Origin of the sequence: Enterobacter sp. 120016 (assembly GCF_018383635.1) — a bacterium.
Lineage (GTDB): Bacteria > Pseudomonadota > Gammaproteobacteria > Enterobacterales > Enterobacteriaceae > Enterobacter > Enterobacter asburiae_D.
The window spans coordinates 52,203-72,065 of the sequence record NZ_JAHAWC010000004.1 but is presented as its reverse complement, the minus strand read 5'-3'; the positions used below and the strand labels follow the sequence as shown (position 1 = coordinate 72,065).

General features: G+C 56.2%; 18 protein-coding genes. 5 read left to right on the top strand and 13 right to left on the bottom strand.

The window, feature by feature from the left end; all coding sequences use genetic code 11:
- Position 1: 1 nt before the first annotated feature.
- Positions 2-1,177, bottom strand: coding sequence for a mannose-6-phosphate isomerase (gene manA / locus KIF87_RS08315; RefSeq protein WP_213328469.1), 1,176 nt, complete (start codon positions 1,175-1,177; stop codon positions 2-4).
- A gap of 199 nt (positions 1,178-1,376) precedes the next feature.
- Here manA and fumA point away from each other — a divergent pair, with 199 nt between their 5' ends.
- Complete coding sequence (gene fumA / locus KIF87_RS08310; RefSeq protein WP_063142989.1) at positions 1,377-3,023, top strand: class I fumarate hydratase FumA; 1,647 nt, start codon at positions 1,377-1,379, stop codon at positions 3,021-3,023.
- Positions 3,024-3,162: 139 nt separating this feature from the next.
- The gene (gene fumC / locus KIF87_RS08305; RefSeq protein ID WP_213328468.1) at positions 3,163-4,557 is read left to right on the top strand and encodes a class II fumarate hydratase; all 1,395 of its coding nucleotides are present in this window, start codon (positions 3,163-3,165) and stop codon (positions 4,555-4,557) included.
- Here the strand turns inward: fumC and tus are convergent, their stop codons facing one another.
- The 4 genes from tus to rstA all read right to left on the bottom strand — a co-directional run bounded on the left by tus (position 4,558) and on the right by rstA (position 8,161).
- Positions 4,558-5,487, bottom strand: coding sequence for a DNA replication terminus site-binding protein (gene tus, locus KIF87_RS08300; protein WP_213328467.1), 930 nt, complete (start codon positions 5,485-5,487; stop codon positions 4,558-4,560).
- Between the two features lie 73 nt (positions 5,488-5,560).
- The gene (rstB, locus tag KIF87_RS08295; protein WP_047647993.1) at positions 5,561-6,859 is read right to left on the bottom strand and encodes a two-component system sensor histidine kinase RstB; all 1,299 of its coding nucleotides are present in this window, start codon (positions 6,857-6,859) and stop codon (positions 5,561-5,563) included.
- A 75-nt stretch (positions 6,860-6,934) separates the two neighbouring features.
- A complete protein-coding gene (locus KIF87_RS08290; RefSeq protein WP_213328466.1) occupies positions 6,935-7,195 on the bottom strand; it encodes a hypothetical protein in 261 nt (86 codons plus the stop codon).
- A gap of 249 nt (positions 7,196-7,444) precedes the next feature.
- Complete coding sequence (gene rstA / locus KIF87_RS08285; RefSeq protein WP_063143057.1) at positions 7,445-8,161, bottom strand: two-component system response regulator RstA; 717 nt, start codon at positions 8,159-8,161, stop codon at positions 7,445-7,447.
- Between the two features lie 128 nt (positions 8,162-8,289).
- Here rstA and KIF87_RS08280 point away from each other — a divergent pair, with 128 nt between their 5' ends.
- Complete coding sequence (locus KIF87_RS08280; protein ID WP_047647949.1) at positions 8,290-8,625, top strand: GlpM family protein; 336 nt, start codon at positions 8,290-8,292, stop codon at positions 8,623-8,625.
- Here KIF87_RS08280 and folM read toward each other — a convergent pair.
- The 3 genes from folM to ydgH all read right to left on the bottom strand — a co-directional run bounded on the left by folM (position 8,622) and on the right by ydgH (position 11,895).
- Positions 8,622-9,344: a dihydromonapterin reductase gene (gene folM / locus KIF87_RS08275; RefSeq protein ID WP_213328465.1), complete on the bottom strand. Its 723-nt coding sequence runs from the start codon at positions 9,342-9,344 to the stop codon at positions 8,622-8,624. The two genes, KIF87_RS08280 and folM, sit on opposite strands and share 4 nt — an antisense overlap.
- A gap of 39 nt (positions 9,345-9,383) precedes the next feature.
- Complete coding sequence (locus tag KIF87_RS08270) at positions 9,384-10,766, bottom strand: amino acid permease (RefSeq protein ID WP_032657670.1); 1,383 nt, start codon at positions 10,764-10,766, stop codon at positions 9,384-9,386.
- 184 nt (positions 10,767-10,950) lie between these two features.
- Positions 10,951-11,895, bottom strand: a complete 945-nt coding sequence (ydgH, locus tag KIF87_RS08265; protein WP_024909331.1) for a DUF1471 family protein YdgH — start codon at positions 11,893-11,895, stop codon at positions 10,951-10,953.
- A gap of 535 nt (positions 11,896-12,430) precedes the next feature.
- Here ydgH and pntA point away from each other — a divergent pair.
- Positions 12,431-13,960 (top strand): Re/Si-specific NAD(P)(+) transhydrogenase subunit alpha, encoded by a 1,530-nt coding sequence (gene pntA / locus KIF87_RS08260; RefSeq protein WP_213328464.1) that lies wholly within the window; start codon positions 12,431-12,433, stop codon positions 13,958-13,960.
- Positions 13,961-13,970: 10 nt separating this feature from the next.
- Positions 13,971-15,359 (top strand): Re/Si-specific NAD(P)(+) transhydrogenase subunit beta, encoded by a 1,389-nt coding sequence (pntB, locus tag KIF87_RS08255; protein WP_024909329.1) that lies wholly within the window; start codon positions 13,971-13,973, stop codon positions 15,357-15,359.
- Positions 15,360-15,482: 123 nt separating this feature from the next.
- Here the strand turns inward: pntB and uspE are convergent, their stop codons facing one another.
- The 5 genes from uspE to abgT form a co-directional block, all read right to left on the bottom strand.
- Positions 15,483-16,433 (bottom strand): universal stress protein UspE, encoded by a 951-nt coding sequence (gene uspE, locus KIF87_RS08250; protein WP_213328463.1) that lies wholly within the window; start codon positions 16,431-16,433, stop codon positions 15,483-15,485.
- 109 nt (positions 16,434-16,542) lie between these two features.
- Entirely contained in the window at positions 16,543-16,725 is a 183-nt protein-coding gene (locus tag KIF87_RS08245; protein WP_014883604.1) for a hypothetical protein, read from the bottom strand.
- Positions 16,726-16,871: 146 nt separating this feature from the next.
- Entirely contained in the window at positions 16,872-17,624 is a 753-nt protein-coding gene (gene fnr, locus KIF87_RS08240) for a fumarate/nitrate reduction transcriptional regulator Fnr (protein WP_006174991.1), read from the bottom strand.
- Positions 17,625-17,807: 183 nt separating this feature from the next.
- Complete coding sequence (gene ogt, locus KIF87_RS08235; RefSeq protein WP_213328462.1) at positions 17,808-18,323, bottom strand: methylated-DNA--[protein]-cysteine S-methyltransferase; 516 nt, start codon at positions 18,321-18,323, stop codon at positions 17,808-17,810.
- Positions 18,324-18,333: 10 nt separating this feature from the next.
- Complete coding sequence (gene abgT, locus KIF87_RS08230) at positions 18,334-19,860, bottom strand: p-aminobenzoyl-glutamate transporter (RefSeq protein ID WP_213328461.1); 1,527 nt, start codon at positions 19,858-19,860, stop codon at positions 18,334-18,336.
- Positions 19,861-19,863: the final 3 nt, after the last annotated feature.

The following is a 19,863-nucleotide window of genomic DNA, read 5'->3' as shown; positions in this document are numbered from 1 at the left end:
CTTAAAGCTTATTGAAAACGCGCGCCAGACGACCAGTGCCGCTTACGCTAACCGGAGACTCATTGGCTGCAACGAATGCTGACTCACCGGGCTTAAGCACCAGACGCTGTTCGCCTTTGCGCAGCGTCGCTTCGCCCTCCACGCAGAACAGGATTGCCGCGCTCTCCTGCGCGATGGCGGTTTCGGCCGGGTTCAGGTCGTGCAGGGAGAAGGCAAAATCTTCAACCGGAATCGGGAAGTCCAGCTCTGCGCCGTTTTTCACCGGCTGAGTCAGCAGCTCCGCGGCAGGTTTCGCCACGAACTTCACGTTGGCAACCAGCTCAGGGATGTCGATGTATTTCGGCGTCAGGCCCGCGCGCAGCACGTTATCGGAATTGGCCATCACCTCCAGCGCCACGCCCTGAAGGTAGGCGTGCGGGGTTTCAGCGAACAGGAACATCGCTTCGCCCGGGTTCAGCTTCACCACGTTCAGCAGCAGAGGAGAGAACAGGCCGCTGTCGTCCGGGTAGAATTCGGAAATCAGGCGGATGGTCTCCCACGGTTCACCCTGCTGGCTGCCCAGGGCTGCTTTCAGCACCGCCAGCGCGTGAGATTTCTCTTCACCCTGCATATTCAGCAGGCTGGCAAACAGCTGGCTCAGCGCGTCTGCGTTCGGGTTTTCGAGGAAGTGGGCGATAGCCTTGTTGGCGCCCGCGACCGGTTGCAGCAGAGAAACGATCTCTGAAAACTCGCGGAACGCGTTCATCGCCAGGAACGGGGTCAGCGCAAAGACCAGCTCCGGCTTGTGGTTAGGATCTTTGTAGTTACGCTCGGCGGCGTCTAACGGGATACCCGCCGCGTTCTCTTTCGCAAAGCCGATTTCAGAGGCTTTCTTGTTCGGGTGAACCTGGATGGAGAGCGGCTGGTCGGCGCACAGCACCTTGAACAGGAACGGCAGTTCGCCAAAGCGCTGAGCGACCTTGTCACCTAGCAGCGCGGCTTTATCGGCATCAATTACGTCACGCAGGCTGCGTACCTGGCCGCTGGCGTCTTCAATTTTTGAGCTGCTCTTCGGGTGTGCCCCCATCCACAGTTCTGCCATCGGCAGGTTGTTCGGGTTCGCGATACCGTAGAGATCCGTTAACGCAGTTTTACTTCCCCAGGCGTAGTTTTGCACTGAGTTAATGAGTTTTTGCATTATCAAGCCCTGATTCAATTGTGGAATTAACTCCGGGTATTAAAGCAATAAACCTCATGGAAGTAACCTGTGGATGTAAAAAGTCGTACTAGTCTCAGTTTTTGTTAAAAAATTGTGTAGGATAAGCTGACTCGCTTTTAAGCCGGGCAGCGGAACATCTGCCCTGAATAAACAGACCGAAGCAGTAAGTGAGAGACCAATGTCGAATAAACCCTTCCATTATCAGGATCCTTTCCCCCTCAGTAAGGATCACACCGAGTATTACCTGTTAACCCGCGATCACGTCTCCGTCTCTGAGTTTGAAGGACAAGAGATCCTCAAGGTAGAACCGCAGGCGCTGACGCTGCTGGCGCAGCACGCTTTCCACGACGCCTCGTTTATGCTCCGCCCAGCGCACCAGCAGCAGGTTGCCGATATCCTGAGCGACCCGCAGGCCAGCGAAAACGATAAATACGTTGCCCTGCAGTTCCTGCGTAACTCAGACATCGCGGCGAAAGGTGTTCTGCCAACCTGTCAGGACACCGGCACGGCGATCATCGTCGGCAAAAAAGGCCAGCGCGTCTGGACCGGCGGCGGTGACGAAGCGGCCCTGGCGCACGGCGTCTACAACACCTACACCGAAGATAACCTGCGCTACTCGCAAAACGCGGCGCTGGATATGTACAAAGAGGTCAACACCGGCACCAACCTGCCTGCACAGATCGATCTCTACAGCGTCGACGGTGACGAGTACAAATTCCTCTGCATCGCCAAGGGCGGCGGTTCAGCCAACAAAACCTATCTCTATCAGGAAACCAAAGCGCTGCTCACCCCGGGTAAGCTGAAGAACTACCTGGTTGAGAAGATGCGCACCCTCGGCACCGCGGCGTGCCCGCCGTACCATATCGCGTTTGTGATTGGCGGTACGTCGGCTGAAAGCACGCTGAAAACCGTCAAGCTGGCCTCAACCAAATACTATGACGGTCTGCCTACCGAAGGTAACGAGCACGGCCAGGCGTTCCGCGACGTGCAGCTCGAACAGGAACTGCTGGAAGAGGCGCGTAACCTGGGCCTCGGGGCGCAGTTTGGCGGCAAATACTTTGCCCACGACGTGCGCGTGATCCGTCTGCCGCGTCACGGAGCCTCCTGTCCGGTCGGGATGGGCGTGTCCTGCTCTGCGGATCGTAACATCAAGGCGAAGATCAACCGCGAAGGCGTGTGGATCGAAAAGCTGGAAAACAACCCGGGTAAATACATTCCGGAAGAGCTGCGTAAAGCGGGTGAGGGTGAAGCGGTTCACGTCGACCTGAACCGTCCGATGAAAGAGATTCTGGCGCAGCTTTCGCAGTATCCGGTTTCGACCCGTCTCTCCCTGAACGGCACGATTATCGTGGGCCGCGACATCGCGCACGCGAAGCTGAAAGAGCGTCTGGACAACGGCGAAGGGCTGCCGCAGTACATTAAAGATCACCCGATCTACTACGCCGGCCCGGCGAAAACGCCTGAGGGCTACGCGTCCGGTTCGTTAGGCCCGACCACGGCAGGCCGCATGGACTCGTACGTTGACCAGCTGCAGGCCAACGGCGGCAGCATGATCATGCTGGCGAAAGGTAACCGTAGCCAGCAGGTGACGGACGCCTGCCACAAGCACGGCGGCTTCTACCTCGGCAGCATCGGCGGCCCGGCAGCGGTGCTGGCGCAGGGCAGCATCAAGAGCCTGGAGTGCGTGGAATACCCGGAACTGGGTATGGAAGCGATCTGGAAAATTGAAGTGGAAGATTTCCCGGCGTTCATCCTCGTGGATGACAAAGGTAACGACTTCTTCAAACAGATCCAGTCGTCCCAGTGTTCGGCGTGCGTGAAGTAATTCTGTAAATTGTCGGGTGGCGCCAGCGCCACCCGACACCAATAAGAGCGCACAAAGCGCCATATCGTTTCTCAGAAGTCATCAATACTTATCCCTTAAGCATGTGAGCAATCCCTCTTTTGTTATCAAGGAGAAAGTAATGACCACGGTACGCCATGAGAAAGACTCGATGGGCGCCATCGACGTCCCGGCCGACAAGCTTTGGGGCGCGCAAACCCAGCGTTCGCTTGAGCATTTCCGTATCTCGACCGAAAAAATGCCCGTCTCGCTGATTCAGGCGCTGGCGCTCACCAAACGCGCAGCCGCTAAAGTGAACCAGGATTTAGGCCTGCTGACGGCAGACAAAGCGAGCGCCATCATCAACGCCGCCGACGAAGTGCTGGCGGGTAAGCATCCCGATGAGTTCCCCCTCGCCATCTGGCAGACCGGTTCCGGCACCCAAAGCAACATGAACATGAATGAAGTGCTGGCGAACCGGGCGAGCGAACTGCTGGGCGGCGTGCGCGGCATGGAGCGTAAGGTCCATCCGAACGATGACGTCAACAAAAGCCAGAGTTCCAACGACGTCTTCCCGACGGCGATGCACGTGGCAGCGGTGATTGCTATCCGCGAGCAGCTTATCCCGCAGCTTAACGTGCTCAAAACCACGCTCAACGAGAAAGCGCAGGCCTTCCGCGACATCGTTAAAATTGGCCGTACGCACCTGCAGGACGCCACGCCGCTGACGCTCGGCCAGGAGATTTCCGGCTGGGTGGCGATGCTGGAGCATAACCTGAAGCACATTGATTACAGCCTGCCGCATCTGGCGGAGCTGGCGCTCGGCGGGACGGCGGTCGGGACCGGGTTAAACACCCATCCAGAATACGCGGTGCGCGTGGCGGAGGAGCTGGCAAACATCACCGGACAGCCGTTCGTTACGGCGCCCAATAAGTTTGAAGCGCTGGCGACCTGCGATGCGCTGGTCCACACCCACGGCGCGCTGAAAGGGCTGGCGGCCTCGCTGATGAAAATCGCCAACGACGTGCGCTGGCTGGCCTCGGGCCCGCGCTGCGGCATCGGTGAAATCAGTATTCCGGAAAACGAGCCGGGCAGCTCTATCATGCCGGGTAAAGTCAACCCGACCCAGTGCGAAGCCATGACCATGCTCTGCTGCCAGGTGTTGGGCAACGACGTGGCCGTCAACCTGGGCGGTGCGTCCGGCAACTTCGAGCTGAACGTCTATCGCCCGATGGTGATCCACAACGTTCTGCAATCGATTCGTCTGCTGGCGGACGGGATGGAGAGCTTTAACGAGCACTGTGCGGTAGGCATTGAGCCGAATCGCGAGCGTATCAGCCAGTTGCTCAATGAATCCCTGATGCTGGTGACGGCGCTGAATACCCATATCGGCTACGACAAGGCCGCCGAGATCGCTAAAAAAGCGCATAAAGAGGGGCTGACGCTGAAAGCCTCCGCCCTGGCGCTGGGCTATCTCACGGAGGCAGAGTTCGACGCCTGGGTTCGCCCGGAGGCGATGGTCGGCAGCCTGAAATAATCAACCCGCCACATACAGGTGCAGCCGCGGAATAATCAGCTGCAGCGGCTGCGCCTGAGGCCGGTAACGGTGCTGGACATTGTCCGCATCGTAATTCAAAAGCTCACCAATATCCGGCACGATGGCCCCCCGATCGGCATCATACAGCGCAATCAGCGGCGTCGGACAGGCATACTGAACCTGTTTTTGCTGTCCGGAATACCAGACGCGGGCGATAGGCTGGACCTTCACCGGGCGCTTTATCTTGAGGCGCGTGTCCGCCGGCAGCGAGGCGATACTGTGGTACTCCTGCTCCAGGCGCTCAATCCACTGTTCACGCGACCACGGTGCGACGGTGCGCGGCGTCTTAAGGCTTTTTTCCAGCTGCGCCAGAATCTCATCCCGGGTGAAGTTTTTAATGATGTGCTTATTCGCCCAGCCGAAGCGCAGCGTGGCGGGGTGACGCAGTACCGTCAGCGTGCGATAGGCGTTCAGGGTAATCAGCCCCGGAAGCTGGCGGTGCACCCATTCAAACCGGGCGGCAGGGGCGAGACCGGACTCTTCGGTGATGATCTTTTCAAAAGCCGCTTTCAGGGTGTTGATATGGGTAATCTGGCTTTCCAGCGCGTCGCGCGTTGTCGCATCGGTTTGCAGGCAGATCACGCCGGGCAGACGCACGGCCGCCTTACTGCTGCGGTTTTCTGACTGCTGCTGGATAAACAGGCGGCGATAGTGCTTCAGCGCCAGCTCAAGGGCGGCGCTGCCGATGTGCTGTTCAACCTCGATGGCGTCCAGCGGGTCGTGCTCGGCCCCTTTAGCCACCTCGGGCAGGGTAAAGACGCGCGCGGCCAACAGGCGGCAGGTCTGTAAACGTTCGGTCAGGGTCAGGAGCTCGTGTTCTATTTCCCGAAACGTGCTGTTCAGCCTTTCGAGGAGATCGTAGGTCGCCATAAGCGCTCTCATTAGTTACAACATACTTATCATATAGCACAGCACGCCGGGTCAGGCCAGCGTGCGGTTGAGGTCAGGCAGGGACGGGAAGGGCGATGTTATGGTACACCGGCCAGCTAAAGCAGAAGCGCGCGCCGCCGAGCTCGCTCTCTTCACAATGCACCGTGCCGCCCATCGCCTGCGCGATAGAGTAGACAATCGCCAGCCCCAGGCCGCATCCGCCGGTGGCGCGATCGCGGCTGGGGTCGAGGCGGACAAACGGTTCAAACACGGTTTCTCGCGCTTCCGGGGCGATCCCCGGCCCGTCATCCTCCACCGTCAGGCTGGCCTGATTGCCCTGCAAATCCAGCCCGATCTGTAGCGTACTTTCGCTGTAGCGCATGGCGTTGTTCATCAGATTGTCCAGCACGCGCTCCATCAGGCGCATATCGAGCGCGCCGTAATCACCCGGCGTGACGCGCGTTAACAGCGTGCGCTGCGGGTTCACGCTCTGAACGTCATCGATGTGGGTTTGCAGCCAGGCGGGCAGGTCCGGCGTGCTGAGGTTCAGTTCGTTTTGCGGACGATCGAGGCGCGCGTAGGTCAGCAGCTCCTCAATCAGCCCTTCAAGCTGGCCAATATCGCGGTTAAGCGCCTGAGACTCCGCTTCCGTCAGATTCTCGCTCATCTCCAGACGATAGCGCAGGCGGACCAGCGGCGTGCGCAGCTCGTGCGCAATCCCGTCGATCAGCTGCTTCTTACTGGCGATCAGGGCATTGATGTTATCGGCCATCTGGTTAAAGGCCACGCCCAGACGTTCAAAACTGGAACCGCTGTCGAAGTGGATGCGTTCGGTAAAATGACCCTCGCCAAAACGCTGCGCGGCGGATTCCAGCTTCAGCATGTCCTGCCAGTGGGGGCGCATCCAGATAAAGACCGGAAACGCGAGCGAAATGGCGATGAAGGCCATCAGCGCCATGTCCAGCAGACGCATCTGGTGCAGATAATAGAGATAGGGCACCGGCCCGACGGCCAGCACGTAATGGCTGCGCGGAATACGCTGGATAAAGGTGTATTTCTCATCCAGCGCGACGATGTCCCCGTCGCGCAGGCGCTGCATGGCGGGCGGATCCAGCTCAAAATCTTTTAACGGCTCGATGCGTAAATCGAACGACAGGTTCAGATCCAGCTCTTTGAGGGTTTTCGCCCAGTCGTGCGGCGGGATCTCTCTCAGCTCGCTGCGCATCAGATAGAGCGAGCTTTTCATCAGATCGTCCAGCGACTGCCTGCCCGCACGTTCGGCGGTGAATTTATAGACCAGCCCGACCAGCATGGTCATGACCAGGAAGCAGACAAACAGCAAAAGATAAAACTGCACAAACAGCTTTTTCATTGGATCTCACCGAAGAAACGCTTTGTGCAGAATATACATGAAAACCCGTCGATATTTTCATGTCTGTGAAGCGTATTACATGGCTTTCGCGCTGTTTTTTACCTTGGCGATGAGTGTTTCCGTTACGGCCAGTCCTTCCGCAATGTGCATATCAATCACATCGGTCCCGAATTCGTTAATTAAATCCAGAAGAATTTCGTAAGACTGGATGAGTTCAAGGAGATCAAAGAGCGCTTTCCGATCGGCGCGTGAGGGGGAGGAATGACTAAGCGCTGCCTGATTAACAATCCATTCAAGATTGGTTTTGATGGCTTCTACCTGACTGTAGCTATACATATTTCATGGGCTTAAATCCTCATATCAAGATTTTATGGGAGAGGTATCGTGAGAGCTTCACGGTAAAAATGGGTAAAACGTTCGCAAGAGCGGGGCGAGCTGAAAAAAGGAGAGTCGAGAGTTAATTATGGAATAGTTCGCGTGCTTAGCAAGTCAATTGTTGCGCAAACGTAAAAATAAACGCGCGAAAGAAGGGCATCGTCGCGCAATGCCTTCATTTCGAACGGGTTGTCTTATCGGGAGACGCGATCAGGTTTCCCACGCATGTGGGGCAAACAGGTAACCCTTATTACGCACGGTTTTAATGCGGTAGGGCTCGGTAGCGTTATCCTGCAGCTTTTTGCGCAGGCGCGAAATCGCCACGTCAACGCTGCGGTCCATTCCGTCATAGCTCACGCCACGCAGGTTTTTCAGCAGCGCGTCGCGGTCCATGATTTGCCCGGCGTGCGTTGCCAGCTCCCACAGCAGGTCAAAATCTGCGGTGGAGAGGGCGATAAGCTCGCCAGAGAGCAGCACCTGGCGGTTAATGGGGTCAATAGACAGCGTACCGAAGCGCATCGCTTTGTGCGGCGTCAGCGACGGCGCGGGCGCTTCGCGTTCGATGCTGGCGTGCTGGCGCAAATGCAGGCGCAGGCGTGCAAGCAGGACGGCAGGCGGTGTGGTTTTCAGAATGTAGTCATTGGCACCCATCTCCAGCGACAAAATGTGGTTCATATCGCTGTCCAGTGAGGTGAGCAGGACGATAGGTCCCTCCCACTGGGCGCGCAGGTCACGGCAGAGCGTCATGCCGTCTTTGCCTGGCAACATGATATCCAGCAGCACCAGATCCGGGTTTTCACGGACGACCACCTCTTCGGCACGATCGCCGCGAGGTTCAACAATGACGTCCATATCATGTTTACCCAGATAGGCGGCGATCAGTTGCCCGACTTCGGGTTCGTCTTCAACATAAACAATCTTATTCATACAGCGTCTGTTTTCGTGAAAAAAGCCAACATACACCGCGAAACCTTAACCTTCCATTAATCTTTCAAAATTAACGCGGGTTCCGTTATTCTGGCTCATATTGTGAGTTGATTATTCCAGGGAAAAATATGGGGCTGGTGATCAAAGCCGCGCTGGGCGCGCTGGTGGTGTTACTGATTGGCATTCTGGCAAAAACGAAAAACTACTATATTGCCGGGCTAATCCCGCTGTTTCCGACCTTTGCGCTGATTGCTCACTATATTGTGGCTTCTGAACGGGGCACTGAAGCGTTACGCACGACCATCGTGTTTGGCATGTGGTCTATCATTCCGTACTTTCTCTACCTGCTTTCGCTGTGGTATTTCACCGGCTTTCTGCGTCTTCCCCTGGCGCTGAGCGGGGCGGTGGCCTGCTGGGGGCTCAGCGCCTGGGTGTTAATTTTCTTCTGGAGCCGCTTTCACTAGCGCAGCGGTCGGCCGCCGTCCACGGCAAAGGTTCTGCCGGTGACGTAGCAGCTGGTGAGCAGGTAATCCACAAGGTCGATGACCTCTTTCTCGCCCGGGGCGATTTTCATGAGCGACTTATTCAGCGCCTGCTGGCGATACTCCGCATCATCGTTTTCGTTAAACAAAATCATCGCCGGAGCGATGGCATTCACCTTCACCTCGGGCGCTAGCTTGCGGGCAAACGAGCGCGTCATGTTATCCAGCGCGGCTTTGCTGGCCGCGTAGGCGATGTGCTTGTCGCTTCCGCGCTCCACCACATAATCGGTAAAGTGAATAATATCGCCCGCAGCGTGCCCGTGACCGCGCAGCAGATCCTGCAGGGCGTGGTTGAGCAGATAAGGGGCATTTACGTGGATCTGCAGCATGGCGGAGAGCGTTTCGCTGAGTGACGTCCCGGTTTTTTCGGCACGCCATGCGCTGGCGTTATGGATCACGGCGCGCAGCCCCGTCGTGGTGGATTTCACCTCTTCCGCGAAAGCAAGAATGCCTTCATCGGTTGATAAATCAGCCTGAATGCAGACAGCACCGGCTTTGCGTAACCCTTCGATCGAAGGGTATTCCGTACGGTAGCTGACAATGACCGGATGGCGAAGGTTGAGAAAGTGATGGGCGAGGGCGAGGCCGATACGGCGGCCTCCGCCGGTAATCAGTATTGGACGAAGCGGTGCATTTCCCATCGTATTCTCCTTAACAGTTCAACAATGGGAAAGGCGATGCTATCCCATTAACATCCAGGTTGCCGGTAGGGCAGCAACCAGTAGCAGTCCAATTAATGCCATCTCACGGCGTTTCAGCGCGTTCTCCAGCTGATGCGTGCGGCGGGCGTAGATAAACACCAGCAGACCCGGTGCGTACAGCACTACCGACAGCAGCAGATGCATAGGTCCGGAAGCATACAACAACCACAGGCCGTAAATACAGGCTCCGACACCCACGACATAATGCGCCGGGCGTGTGGCAATTTTTAACAGATACGCACCCACTAAGAAATAGGGTACCAGAATCATCTCCGAGGCGATGGTCAGCAGGGTGTTATAGTCTGAACCTGTGAGCCAGATCAGCACCAGACAGACCTGAACGCTGATGTTGGTCAGCCAGAGTGATGCCGACGGCGCGCTGTTTTGGTTTTGACGGGCAAACAGGCGTGGAAACGCCTTGTGCGTCGCGGCCAGGAACGGCACTTCAGCCGCCATGATGGTCCAGCTCAGGTAAGCGCCGCAGACGGAGACGATCAGCCCTGCGGCAATCACCACATCGCCCCAGGGGCCGAGCATTTTCACCATCAGGCCTGCCATTGACGGGTTACGCATTTCAGCCAGCTCAGGACGCGCCACCACGCCCAGCGACAGCAGCGTCACCAGCAGATAGACCCCGAGCGCAGCCAGTACGGCCAGCAGCGTAGCGCGGCCCACATCGCGTTTATTCCGGGCCCGGGCAGAAACCACGACCGCGCCTTCAACGCCGATGAATACCCACAGGGTAATCAGCATCGTGTTTTTCACCTGCTCCCAGACGGGAACGCCCAGCGCAACGCCGCTGAAATCAAGTTTGAATACGTCCAGACGGAACGCAATAAAGGCCAGAACGATAAACAGGCCGAGCGGAACCAGTTTCGCCAGCGTCGCCACCAGGTTGATGCTGGCGGCCGTTTGTACGCCACGCAACACCAGCCAGTGGACGAACCACAGTAACACCGAGGCGCCCACAATAGACTGCCAGGTGTTCCCGTCGCCAAAGAAGCGCAGCTCAGGCGTATCGGTAAAGAAACTGAGCGCCGAGAAGACAATAACCAGATAGGAGACGTTGGCGATAACCGCACACAGCCAGTATCCCCACGCGGAACAGAAGCCAATCAGCTCGCCGAAACCTTCACGCGCATAGGTGAAAATGCCGCCGTCCAGGTCCGGGCGAATGCGGGTGAGCAGCAGCATGGCGAAGGCCAGCAGCAGTATTCCGACACCCGTAATGCCCCAGCCAATCATGAGCGCGGAAGGGCTGGCGACGGCCGCCATATTCTGCGGCAAACTGAATACGCCTGCACCCAGCATTGAGCTTAAAACGAGTGCAGTCAGAGCACTCAGGCCAAGTTTCTTTTCCATTGGCTTCCTGTTATGAAAGGTCAAAATCCAGAATAATTATTTCGCTCAGGCGCATAAAAATGGTGGATCACACTAAGGCGCGGGATTTTACGGAGTGTAACGAATGCATGCAATGACGTGAGGCAGAAATTCAAAAAAAGTAACAAAAAAGGCGGCATTGCGCCGCCTTTCGTAAACGATTTTGTTACTTGTACAGATCGGCGCTGATGGTCACGTTGTTACCACGTTCCTGCCACTGGCGGGTGATGTGGTAGTACTTCGCCCCTTTCTTCGCCGCACGCTTAGCGACCTGGTAAGAGACTTCCGTCATGTTGCCGTAGTTGCCGGTAAACTTGATGCTGTCGAACGGCACCATCTGCGCTGCAGTGGCGTTGTTCAGCTCTTCAATTTTGGTACCGTCCGGCAGCGTAACGGAGTAACGGCCACCTTTCGTGGACTGCGTTTCGAAGAAACGGCCCACTTCAGCGCTTGGGGCAGCCGTCGTTGCTACGCCTGGAATTTCAACTTTCTTCGCTTCTTCGCCGCCTTTTGCTATTGCCGCGCGACCTGCTTCTGAATTCGCCGGGATAGCATCCGGGCTCTGCAGAACACGTTTTTTCGCATCTTTTTTATAGATGAACGCGGTAATACGCTGGTTGCCACCCTGGTTAGCATCGACCTGACGCACGATGAAGAAAGAGTAGGCCCCTTTCTCTTTCGCGGCTTTGGTGATGGCATCGTTCACTTCAGGCTGGCTGCGGTAGAAGCCCTGAACGGTAACGGTGTCGTAAGGTTCCAGCTCAATCGCCTGATCTTTCGGCAGTTCAACAACACCGTTGATCACGCGGTTTTTCGGTGCGTCAGCTTTTGGCGCATTGTCTTTGAACAGCGCAATGGTCACGCGCTGGTTACCGCTGTTGCCGTAATCGGACTGGTCAACGACATAAAACGAGGCAGCCCCGTTTTTATCAGCAGCTTTTGATGCCGCGGCGACGGCGTCGCCAATAGAATTATAACGACCCACAATGACCGTATGGTCAAAAGGTTTTAACGCTGCCGCTTGCTCCGGCGTTAACTCTGTTGCGGCATTCGCAGACAGGGCGGTCGCGGAAAGAAGTGCGGACGCCAGGAGTGTGTTCTTAAGCTTCATAAAAATGATCCTTCGCCTTGCGCAAACCATGTACTGGTATTGTTGTTAATTTGAGACGGTCCCGATTATTGCATTTAAAACCCGTCGCTGTCTGCGCCATTTTTCACTGCCTGTGCTGACTGAATCACCGAATTCGATAACATTTAGTGATATGTTGAAAAAACACGCGTTTGACAAGTAAAACTGATAAAGCATATGACTTTTACAAGTTAATTTAATGTTAATAAGTTGTTCTCTTACGGCGCTATATCATGTTTTTACCGCTCCGCTTGCGCGATTTATCGGTTCTGGCAATGAATTTAAGGTAAATATCACTGTCAGTGACGCCGATCGCTTATTTTTCACAGATAAAGTAAGAAATAGTGTTTTCTGGCGGTAGATCGCGGGCGCTATTTTCAGTAGGTTATAGACAGTTTGTTACTGTTTTATTTTCCGGGGTTAATCATATCTCGTCGCTCGCGCGATGGCGAAAATTGATACAAACCGCGGGCATTTATCGATAAACCATCATCAAAAACCGATGGAAGGGAAAACTATGCGTATTGGGGTACCAAAAGAACGGTTAGCCAATGAAACCCGCGTAGCGGCAACACCGAAAACGGTGGAGCAACTGCTTAAACTGGGTTTTACGGTCGCGGTTGAAAGCGGCGCAGGCAAACTGGCGAGTTTCGATGACGAGGCCTTTATCCAGGCTGGCGCGGAAGTGGTCGACGGTGCTGACGTCTGGCAGTCGCCGGTGATTCTGAAGGTCAACGCACCGGAAGAGAGTGAGATTGCGCTGCTGAATCCGGGGACGACCCTGGTGAGCTTCATCTGGCCTGCGCAAAACCCGGAGCTGATGGAGAAGCTGGCGGCCCGTGGCGTGACCGTGATGGCGATGGACTCCGTGCCGCGCATTTCGCGCGCGCAGTCGCTGGATGCCTTAAGCTCCATGGCAAACATTGCCGGCTACCGCGCCATTGTTGAAGCGGCCCACGAATTTGGTCGCTTCTTTACCGGTCAAATCACCGCCGCGGGTAAAGTCCCTCCGGCGAAAGTGATGGTGATTGGCGCGGGCGTGGCGGGCCTTGCCGCAATCGGTGCGGCAAACAGCCTGGGCGCTATCGTACGTGCCTTTGACTCCCGTCCTGAAGTAAAGGAACAGGTCCAGAGTATGGGTGCCGAATTCCTTGAGCTGGACTTCAAGGAAGAAGCAGGCAGCGGCGACGGTTACGCGAAGGTGATGTCCGAAGCGTTTATCAAAGCCGAAATGGAACTCTTCGCCGCTCAGGCGAAAGATGTCGACATTATTGTCACCACCGCGCTTATCCCGGGTAAACCGGCACCGAAGCTGATTACCCGTGAGATGGTTGACTCCATGAAATCGGGCAGCGTGATTGTCGACCTGGCCGCCCAAAACGGCGGTAACTGTGAATATACCGTACCGAATCAGGTGACCACGACCGCTAACGGCGTGAAGGTGATCGGTTATACCGATCTGCCGGGCCGTCTGCCAACGCAGTCTTCTCAGCTCTACGGCACTAACCTGGTCAACCTGCTGAAGCTGCTCTGCAAAGAGAAAGACGGCAACGTCACCGTTGATTTCGACGATGTGGTGGTGCGCGGCGTCACCGTCGTCCGTGAAGGTGAAATTACCTGGCCTGCGCCGCCTATTCAGGTTTCTGCTCAGCCTCAGGCGGCACCGAAAGCGGCACCCGCGCCGAAAGAACCCGCCAAACCGGCGTCTCCGTGGCGTAAATACGCGATCATGGCGCTGGTAATTATTCTGTTCGGCTGGCTGGCTGACGTTGCGCCGAAAGAGTTCCTCGGCCACTTTACCGTCTTCGCGCTCTCCTGCGTCGTAGGCTACTACGTGGTGTGGAACGTCTCCCATGCGCTGCATACGCCGCTGATGTCGGTAACCAACGCCATCTCCGGGATCATCGTGGTGGGGGCGTTACTGCAGATTGGTCACGGCGGCTGGATCAGCTTCCTGAGCTTTATCGCGGTGCTGATCGCCAGTATCAATATTTTCGGTGGTTTCACCGTGACTCAGCGCATGCTGAAAATGTTTCGTAAAGGCTAAGGGGTAGCATATGTCTGGAGGATTAGTGACAGCCGCATACATTGTTGCTGCAATCCTGTTTATTTTCAGTCTGGCGGGGCTTTCCAAACACGAAACGTCTCAGCAGGGGAATAACTTTGGTATCGCCGGGATGGCGATTGCGCTGATTGCCACCATCTTCGGGCCGGATACCGGCAACGTGGCGTGGATCCTGGTGGCGATGATCATCGGCGGCGCGATTGGTATTCGCCTGGCAAAACGCGTTGAAATGACCGAGATGCCGGAGCTGGTTGCCATTCTGCACAGCTTCGTGGGTCTGGCGGCGGTGCTGGTGGGCTTCAACAGCTACCTGTATCACGAACCGGGCCTGGAGCCGATTCTGGTGAACATCCACCTGACGGAAGTGTTCCTCGGTATCTTCATCGGTGCGGTGACCTTCACCGGCTCTATTGTGGCGTTCGGCAAGCTGCGCGGGAAGATCTCCTCTAAACCGCTGATGCTGCCAAACCGTCATAAGCTGAACCTGGCGGCGCTGGTGGTCTCATTTGTACTGCTGGTGGTCTTCGTGCGTACCGAAAGCGTAGGCCTGCAGGTGCTGGCGTTGCTGGTAATGACCATCATCGCGCTGGCGTTCGGTTGGCACCTGGTGGCGTCCATCGGCGGTGCGGATATGCCGGTGGTTGTCTCGATGCTGAACTCCTACTCCGGTTGGGCAGCAGCGGCGGCAGGCTTTATGCTGAGCAACGACCTGCTGATCGTCACCGGTGCGCTGGTGGGTTCTTCCGGTGCGATCCTGTCTTACATCATGTGTAAGGCGATGAACCGCTCGTTCATCAGCGTTATCGCCGGTGGTTTCGGGACCGATGGGTCTTCTTCCAGTGCGGATGAAGAAGTGGGTGAGCACCGTGAAATTTCTGCGGAAGATACCGCAGACATGCTGAAAAACTCGCATTCCGTGATCATCACCCCGGGCTACGGCATGGCGGTGGCGCAGGCGCAGTATCCGGTTGCGGAAATCACCGAGAAGCTGCGCGCACGGGGCATCAAGGTTCGCTTTGGTATTCACCCGGTGGCAGGGCGTCTGCCGGGCCACATGAACGTGCTGCTGGCGGAAGCGAAAGTGCCTTACGACATCGTGCTGGAAATGGATGAGATCAACGATGATTTCGCCGACACCGACACCGTGCTGGTCATTGGTGCCAACGATACCGTTAACCCTGCTGCACAGGACGATCCGGGTAGCCCAATCGCCGGTATGCCGGTTCTGGAAGTGTGGAAGGCGCAGAACGTGATTGTGTTTAAACGCTCCATGAATACCGGCTATGCCGGGGTTCAGAACCCGCTGTTCTTCAAAGAGAACACCCACATGCTGTTTGGCGATGCCAAAGCCAGCGTGGATGCGATTCTGAAATCACTCTGACAGGGTAAAGCCCGGTGGCGCAAGCTTACCGGGCCTACCAAACCCGTAGGCCGGGTAAGGCGAAGCCGCCACCCGGCAAAAAAAAACCGCCGGTTCCCCGACGGTTTTTTTTCATCTTACTGGTTAATCGTCTTCCGGATCGTCCAGCTCAACCGGCGTCTGGTACTCATCCGGCTTAATGACCAGCAGGTCGCAGCGCAGATGGTCGATCACCTGTTCGGCGGTATTGCCGAGGAATGCGGCAGAAATACCGGTTCGGCCAATGGTGCCCAGCACCACAATCCCCGCCTGCAGGTGTTCCGCCAGGTCCGGGATCACCTCTTCAGGCAGCCCTTTTTCCACGTGGGTCATTTTCTCATCGATACTGAATTTCTGACGCAGCGCTTTCATGGCCAGCAGGTGCTGACCGCGGATCGCGTCGTTGTACACGCTCGGGTCAAATTCAGGCAGCTCAATGGCAATGTTAATCGGGGTGACCGGATAGGCGCCAACCAGATGCACTTCGGTATGATTCACCTGTTCGGCAAGCTGGATGGTCTCCTTCACCAGCTTCTCGTTCAGCGAATTGTGGTAATCCTCTTCGCTCGCGAGGTTTACCGCCACAACGGCTTTCCCGCCTTCAGGCCACGGCTGGTCTTTCACCATCCAGACCGGGCAAGGGCATTTACGCAGCAGGTGCCAGTCGGTCGGGGTGAAAATCACGGACTCCAGCTTGTCGTGCTGGTGCGCCATCTTCAGCAGCAGGTCGTGCCCACCGGCGACAATCTCCTGGATGATGGCTTCGAAAGGTCGGTTATGCCAGACCACTTTAATATCAATGGGCACGCCCGCTTCCAGGTAATACTTCGCCTGTTCACGGATCCACGCGGTACGCTGGCTGATGACGCCCTGACGCATAGCGGTGCGCTCGTCAGGCGACAGAAGGGTGGTCATCTCATACGAGAAGTCATAGATCGGCAAAAACGCTTTGATTTTGCCACCAATCCGTTGATGCAAATACACAGCACGTCGTAATGCTGGCTGATCGTCCTGATTCGGATCGATAGCTACCAGCATGTTTTGATACTTGGCCATACAGGTCTCCTTACTACTGTCACCACAGTCTGTAATTAAAAGAGTAACCTATATATCCTGAATGAAACAGAGGGGAGGTTTTACCAGATCAATAATTCATGAAAAATTATCAGAGGAAAAGTACCGTGGTCGTCACCGCGATAAACGCAATAAACAGCAGCACCATCACCGCTATCGCAAAGGTCGTGGAGTCCTGAACGTAGGTTTTTTCCTCCCCCTTCATCGGGCCGACAAGCATGATCCAGATGAAGATAAAGGTCACTGAGGCAATCACGACTGAAACGAAAAACAAACTTTCTCTCAATTCATAACCTCAACGAGAACCTTTTGGGCGCTGTGTGGGGACGTACTGCGATGAAAATATCTTGAAACGGAAGTGATTATACCAGACCAATAAATCACAGGAATTTATCAGTCTGGTCATCAACAGGCGGAAAGTTACGCCACGTTGCGGGCGTGCCCGGCAAGAACGGCCAGCGCTTCACCGTTTTCGATAGTGATGTATTTACCCTTAACGGCCAGCATCCCGCTTTTCTGGAAACGGCCCAGCAGACGGCTGATGGTTTCCACGGTCAGACCCAGGTAGTTACCGATATCGCCACGCGTCATCGTCAGACGGAATTCACGCGGCGAGAAGCCACGCTCGGCGAAGCGGCGGGAGAGGTTGTAGATAAACGCGGCCAGGCGCTCTTCTGCATTCTTTTTGGAAAGCAGCAGGATCATGTCCTGATCGCCTTTGATCTCACCGCTCATCAGACGCATCATCTGCTGACGCAGGTTAGGCATCTTGCCGGACAGATCGTCCAGGGTTTCAAACGGGATTTCGCAAACCATCGAGGTTTCGAGTGCCTGAGCAAAGCTCGGATGATGGCCCGTGCCGATGGCATCAAAGCCCACCAGGTCGCCTGCCAGATGGAAGCCGGTGATCTGCTCATCACCCTGTTCGGTGATGGTGTAGCTCTTGATGGTGCCAGAACGGATAGCATAGAGCGATTTCAGTTCGTCTCCCGCTTTAAACAGCGTCTGCCCTTTCTGAATAGGCTTTTTGCGCTCGATGATATTATCAAGCTGATCGAGTTCATGCTCATTCAGGGTAAACGGGATACAGAGCTGGCTGATGCTGCAATCCTGGCAATGGATAGCACAACCGCCAGACTGAATGCGTCGTATAATTCGCTTTTCCGGGATCATAGGTTTGCTCAAGCCTTAATTGATATTGGTCAATTTTAACATCTTTTTGGTAAGTACGTAAGCCTGACAAACCCTCAATAAGGACAAGAGGCGACAACGTGTCGCCATCTTCTTGAAATTCCACAGCTTGATTATGGATTTTTAGCCTAACCGGTAGAAAATTAAGCACAAAAAGCCTGGGAACTAGAGCAGGAGATACCCTTCGTGACGCAGCAACCACTCTTTGCGCTGCACGCCGCCAGCATAGCCCGTCATGGTGCCGTTGCGGCCAATGACGCGATGGCAGGGCACCACAATGCTGACCGGGTTCGAGCCGTTCGCGGCACCCACCGCGCGTGCGGCCCCTGCGCGGCCTAGCTGCTCCGCGAGCTGGCCGTAATGCATGACCTGCCCGCACGGTATCGAACGCAGGGCCTGCCACACTTCGCGCTGAAAAGGGGTGCCTGCCGTGGCGGTCGGCAGAGTATCGATGATGCTGAGATCGCCTTCGAAGTAGGCCGCAAGCTTGTCGCTCAGTCCGCCCGGGTTGGTGGCACGAATACGTTCATACCCCTGCGCGCGGTAGTGAACATGGAGCAGTTCTTCCATGCGGTCGCTGTGCTCTTCCCATTCGACGGCGCGCAGGCAGCACTGCTCGTCCGCGATCACCCACAGCGGCCCTAGCGGCGTCGCAATCTTATCTTCGAGTAATCTCAGCATCCTCATTCCTTTAGTTCAGCCTCGGGTTAATCCCCGGCCCAATCGGCAGGCCGACAAGATACCATGCCACCAGCATCACCAGCCATACCCCTAAAAAGATAAGCGGATAGGGTAAAACCAGCGAATAGTAGGTACCCAGTTTGGCTTCCGGTTTATAGCGCTGCAGGAAGCCTAAAAACAGCGGAACAAACGGCGAAACCGGCGCCAGCGGAATCACCGAGGAGTCCGCGATGCGGAACAGGATCTGGGCAAACGCCGGATGGAACCCCAGCATCATAAACATCGGCACGAAGATCGGGGCCAGAATCGACCAGATGGCGGAGCCGCTGGCGATAAACATGCACAGCAGGGATGACAGCAGCGCCAGGCCGACAAACGCCGGCACGCCGCTTAATCCGGCCGCCTCCAGCGCGTCGGTCAGGCCCACGGCCATAAACTTGCCCATGTTGCTCCAGTTAAACATCGCCACAAACTGCGCCAGCGGGAACACCATCACGATAAAGCCCGCCATCTCTTTCATCGGTTCGATCATCAGCTGCGGCAGATCGCCCTGACGGCGGATTTTGCCGGTCGCGATACCGTAGGCGAGCGAAACGACAAAGAAGAAGAGGATAATCAGCGGCACGATGCCCTGAATAAACGGCGACGGCAGGACGGTATGTTTAACCGGATCGCGCAGTATGCCGTTTTCCGGCACCACCATCAGCGCCACCAGCGCGATAAAGGCCAGCGAGACCACGCCAGCCACGCGCAGGCCGAAGCGCTGCTCTTTGCTCAGGGTGTCCAGCTTTTCATCGCTACGGCCTTCCCATTTACCCAGGCGCGGCTCGACGATCTTATCGGTAATCAGTCCGCCGACAATCGTCAGGACAATGACCGAGCAGGCCATAAAGTACCAGTTGTCGATCACGCTGACGTGCATTGCCGCATCGATGGTCTTCGCTGCCTCCGTGCTGATGCCCGAAAGCAGCACGTCGGTGGTGACGATCAGCAGGTTGGCGGTGAATCCACAGCCCACGCCCGCTATCGCCGACAGCAGGCCCGCCACGGGATGACGCCCGACGGCGAGGAAAATCAGCGCCCCCATCGGCGGCATGATCACCAGCGCGGCGTCGGAGGAAATATGGCTGAAGAAGGCGATAAACAGCACCATATAGCTGGCGTAGCGCGCGCTGACGTGCGAAGCCATCTTCACCATTAATGCGGGCAGCAAGCCAACGCGTTCCGCCAGCCCGGCGCCCAGCACCAGTGCCAGAATGGCGCCCAGCGGGGCGAAACCGCTGAAGTTTTTGATAACGTTCGGCAAAAACCAGTGCAGCCCGTCAACGCTGAGCAGGTTCTTTACCGCCACCAGGCTGCCGTCAGCCGGGCTACGCACGCTCACGTCAAAGGCGGAGAGCACGGCGGTGGCGACCATTAAAATCACAATCAGATAGATAAACAGCAGGAAAGGGTGCGGCACTTTATTGCCGATCCTTTCAACCCAGCCATAGAGCTTACCGGATGGGGAATGCGAAGGTATGGATGACATACTCATGGG

Excerpts from the sequence above, each read along its gene's own strand:
- pntA (WP_213328464.1), top strand. The coding sequence starts at position 12,431 with ATGCGTATTGGGGTACCAAAAGAACGGTTAGCCAATGAAACCCGCGTA.
- uspE (WP_213328463.1), bottom strand. The coding sequence starts at position 16,433 with ATGGCCAAGTATCAAAACATGCTGGTAGCTATCGATCCGAATCAGGAC.
- KIF87_RS08290 (WP_213328466.1), bottom strand. The coding sequence starts at position 7,195 with ATGTATAGCTACAGTCAGGTAGAAGCCATCAAAACCAATCTTGAATGG.
- KIF87_RS08280 (WP_047647949.1), top strand. The coding sequence starts at position 8,290 with ATGGGGCTGGTGATCAAAGCCGCGCTGGGCGCGCTGGTGGTGTTACTG.
- folM (WP_213328465.1), bottom strand. The coding sequence starts at position 9,344 with ATGGGAAATGCACCGCTTCGTCCAATACTGATTACCGGCGGAGGCCGC.
- ydgH (WP_024909331.1), bottom strand. The coding sequence starts at position 11,895 with ATGAAGCTTAAGAACACACTCCTGGCGTCCGCACTTCTTTCCGCGACC.
- abgT (WP_213328461.1), bottom strand. The coding sequence starts at position 19,860 with ATGAGTATGTCATCCATACCTTCGCATTCCCCATCCGGTAAGCTCTAT.
- tus (WP_213328467.1), bottom strand. The coding sequence starts at position 5,487 with ATGGCGACCTACGATCTCCTCGAAAGGCTGAACAGCACGTTTCGGGAA.
- KIF87_RS08270 (WP_032657670.1), bottom strand. The coding sequence starts at position 10,766 with ATGGAAAAGAAACTTGGCCTGAGTGCTCTGACTGCACTCGTTTTAAGC.
- manA (WP_213328469.1), bottom strand. The coding sequence starts at position 1,177 with ATGCAAAAACTCATTAACTCAGTGCAAAACTACGCCTGGGGAAGTAAA.
- fumC (WP_213328468.1), top strand. The coding sequence starts at position 3,163 with ATGACCACGGTACGCCATGAGAAAGACTCGATGGGCGCCATCGACGTC.
- fumA (WP_063142989.1), top strand. The coding sequence starts at position 1,377 with ATGTCGAATAAACCCTTCCATTATCAGGATCCTTTCCCCCTCAGTAAG.
- pntB (WP_024909329.1), top strand. The coding sequence starts at position 13,971 with ATGTCTGGAGGATTAGTGACAGCCGCATACATTGTTGCTGCAATCCTG.
- rstA (WP_063143057.1), bottom strand. The coding sequence starts at position 8,161 with ATGAATAAGATTGTTTATGTTGAAGACGAACCCGAAGTCGGGCAACTG.
- fnr (WP_006174991.1), bottom strand. The coding sequence starts at position 17,624 with ATGATCCCGGAAAAGCGAATTATACGACGCATTCAGTCTGGCGGTTGT.
- ogt (WP_213328462.1), bottom strand. The coding sequence starts at position 18,323 with ATGCTGAGATTACTCGAAGATAAGATTGCGACGCCGCTAGGGCCGCTG.
- rstB (WP_047647993.1), bottom strand. The coding sequence starts at position 6,859 with ATGAAAAAGCTGTTTGTGCAGTTTTATCTTTTGCTGTTTGTCTGCTTC.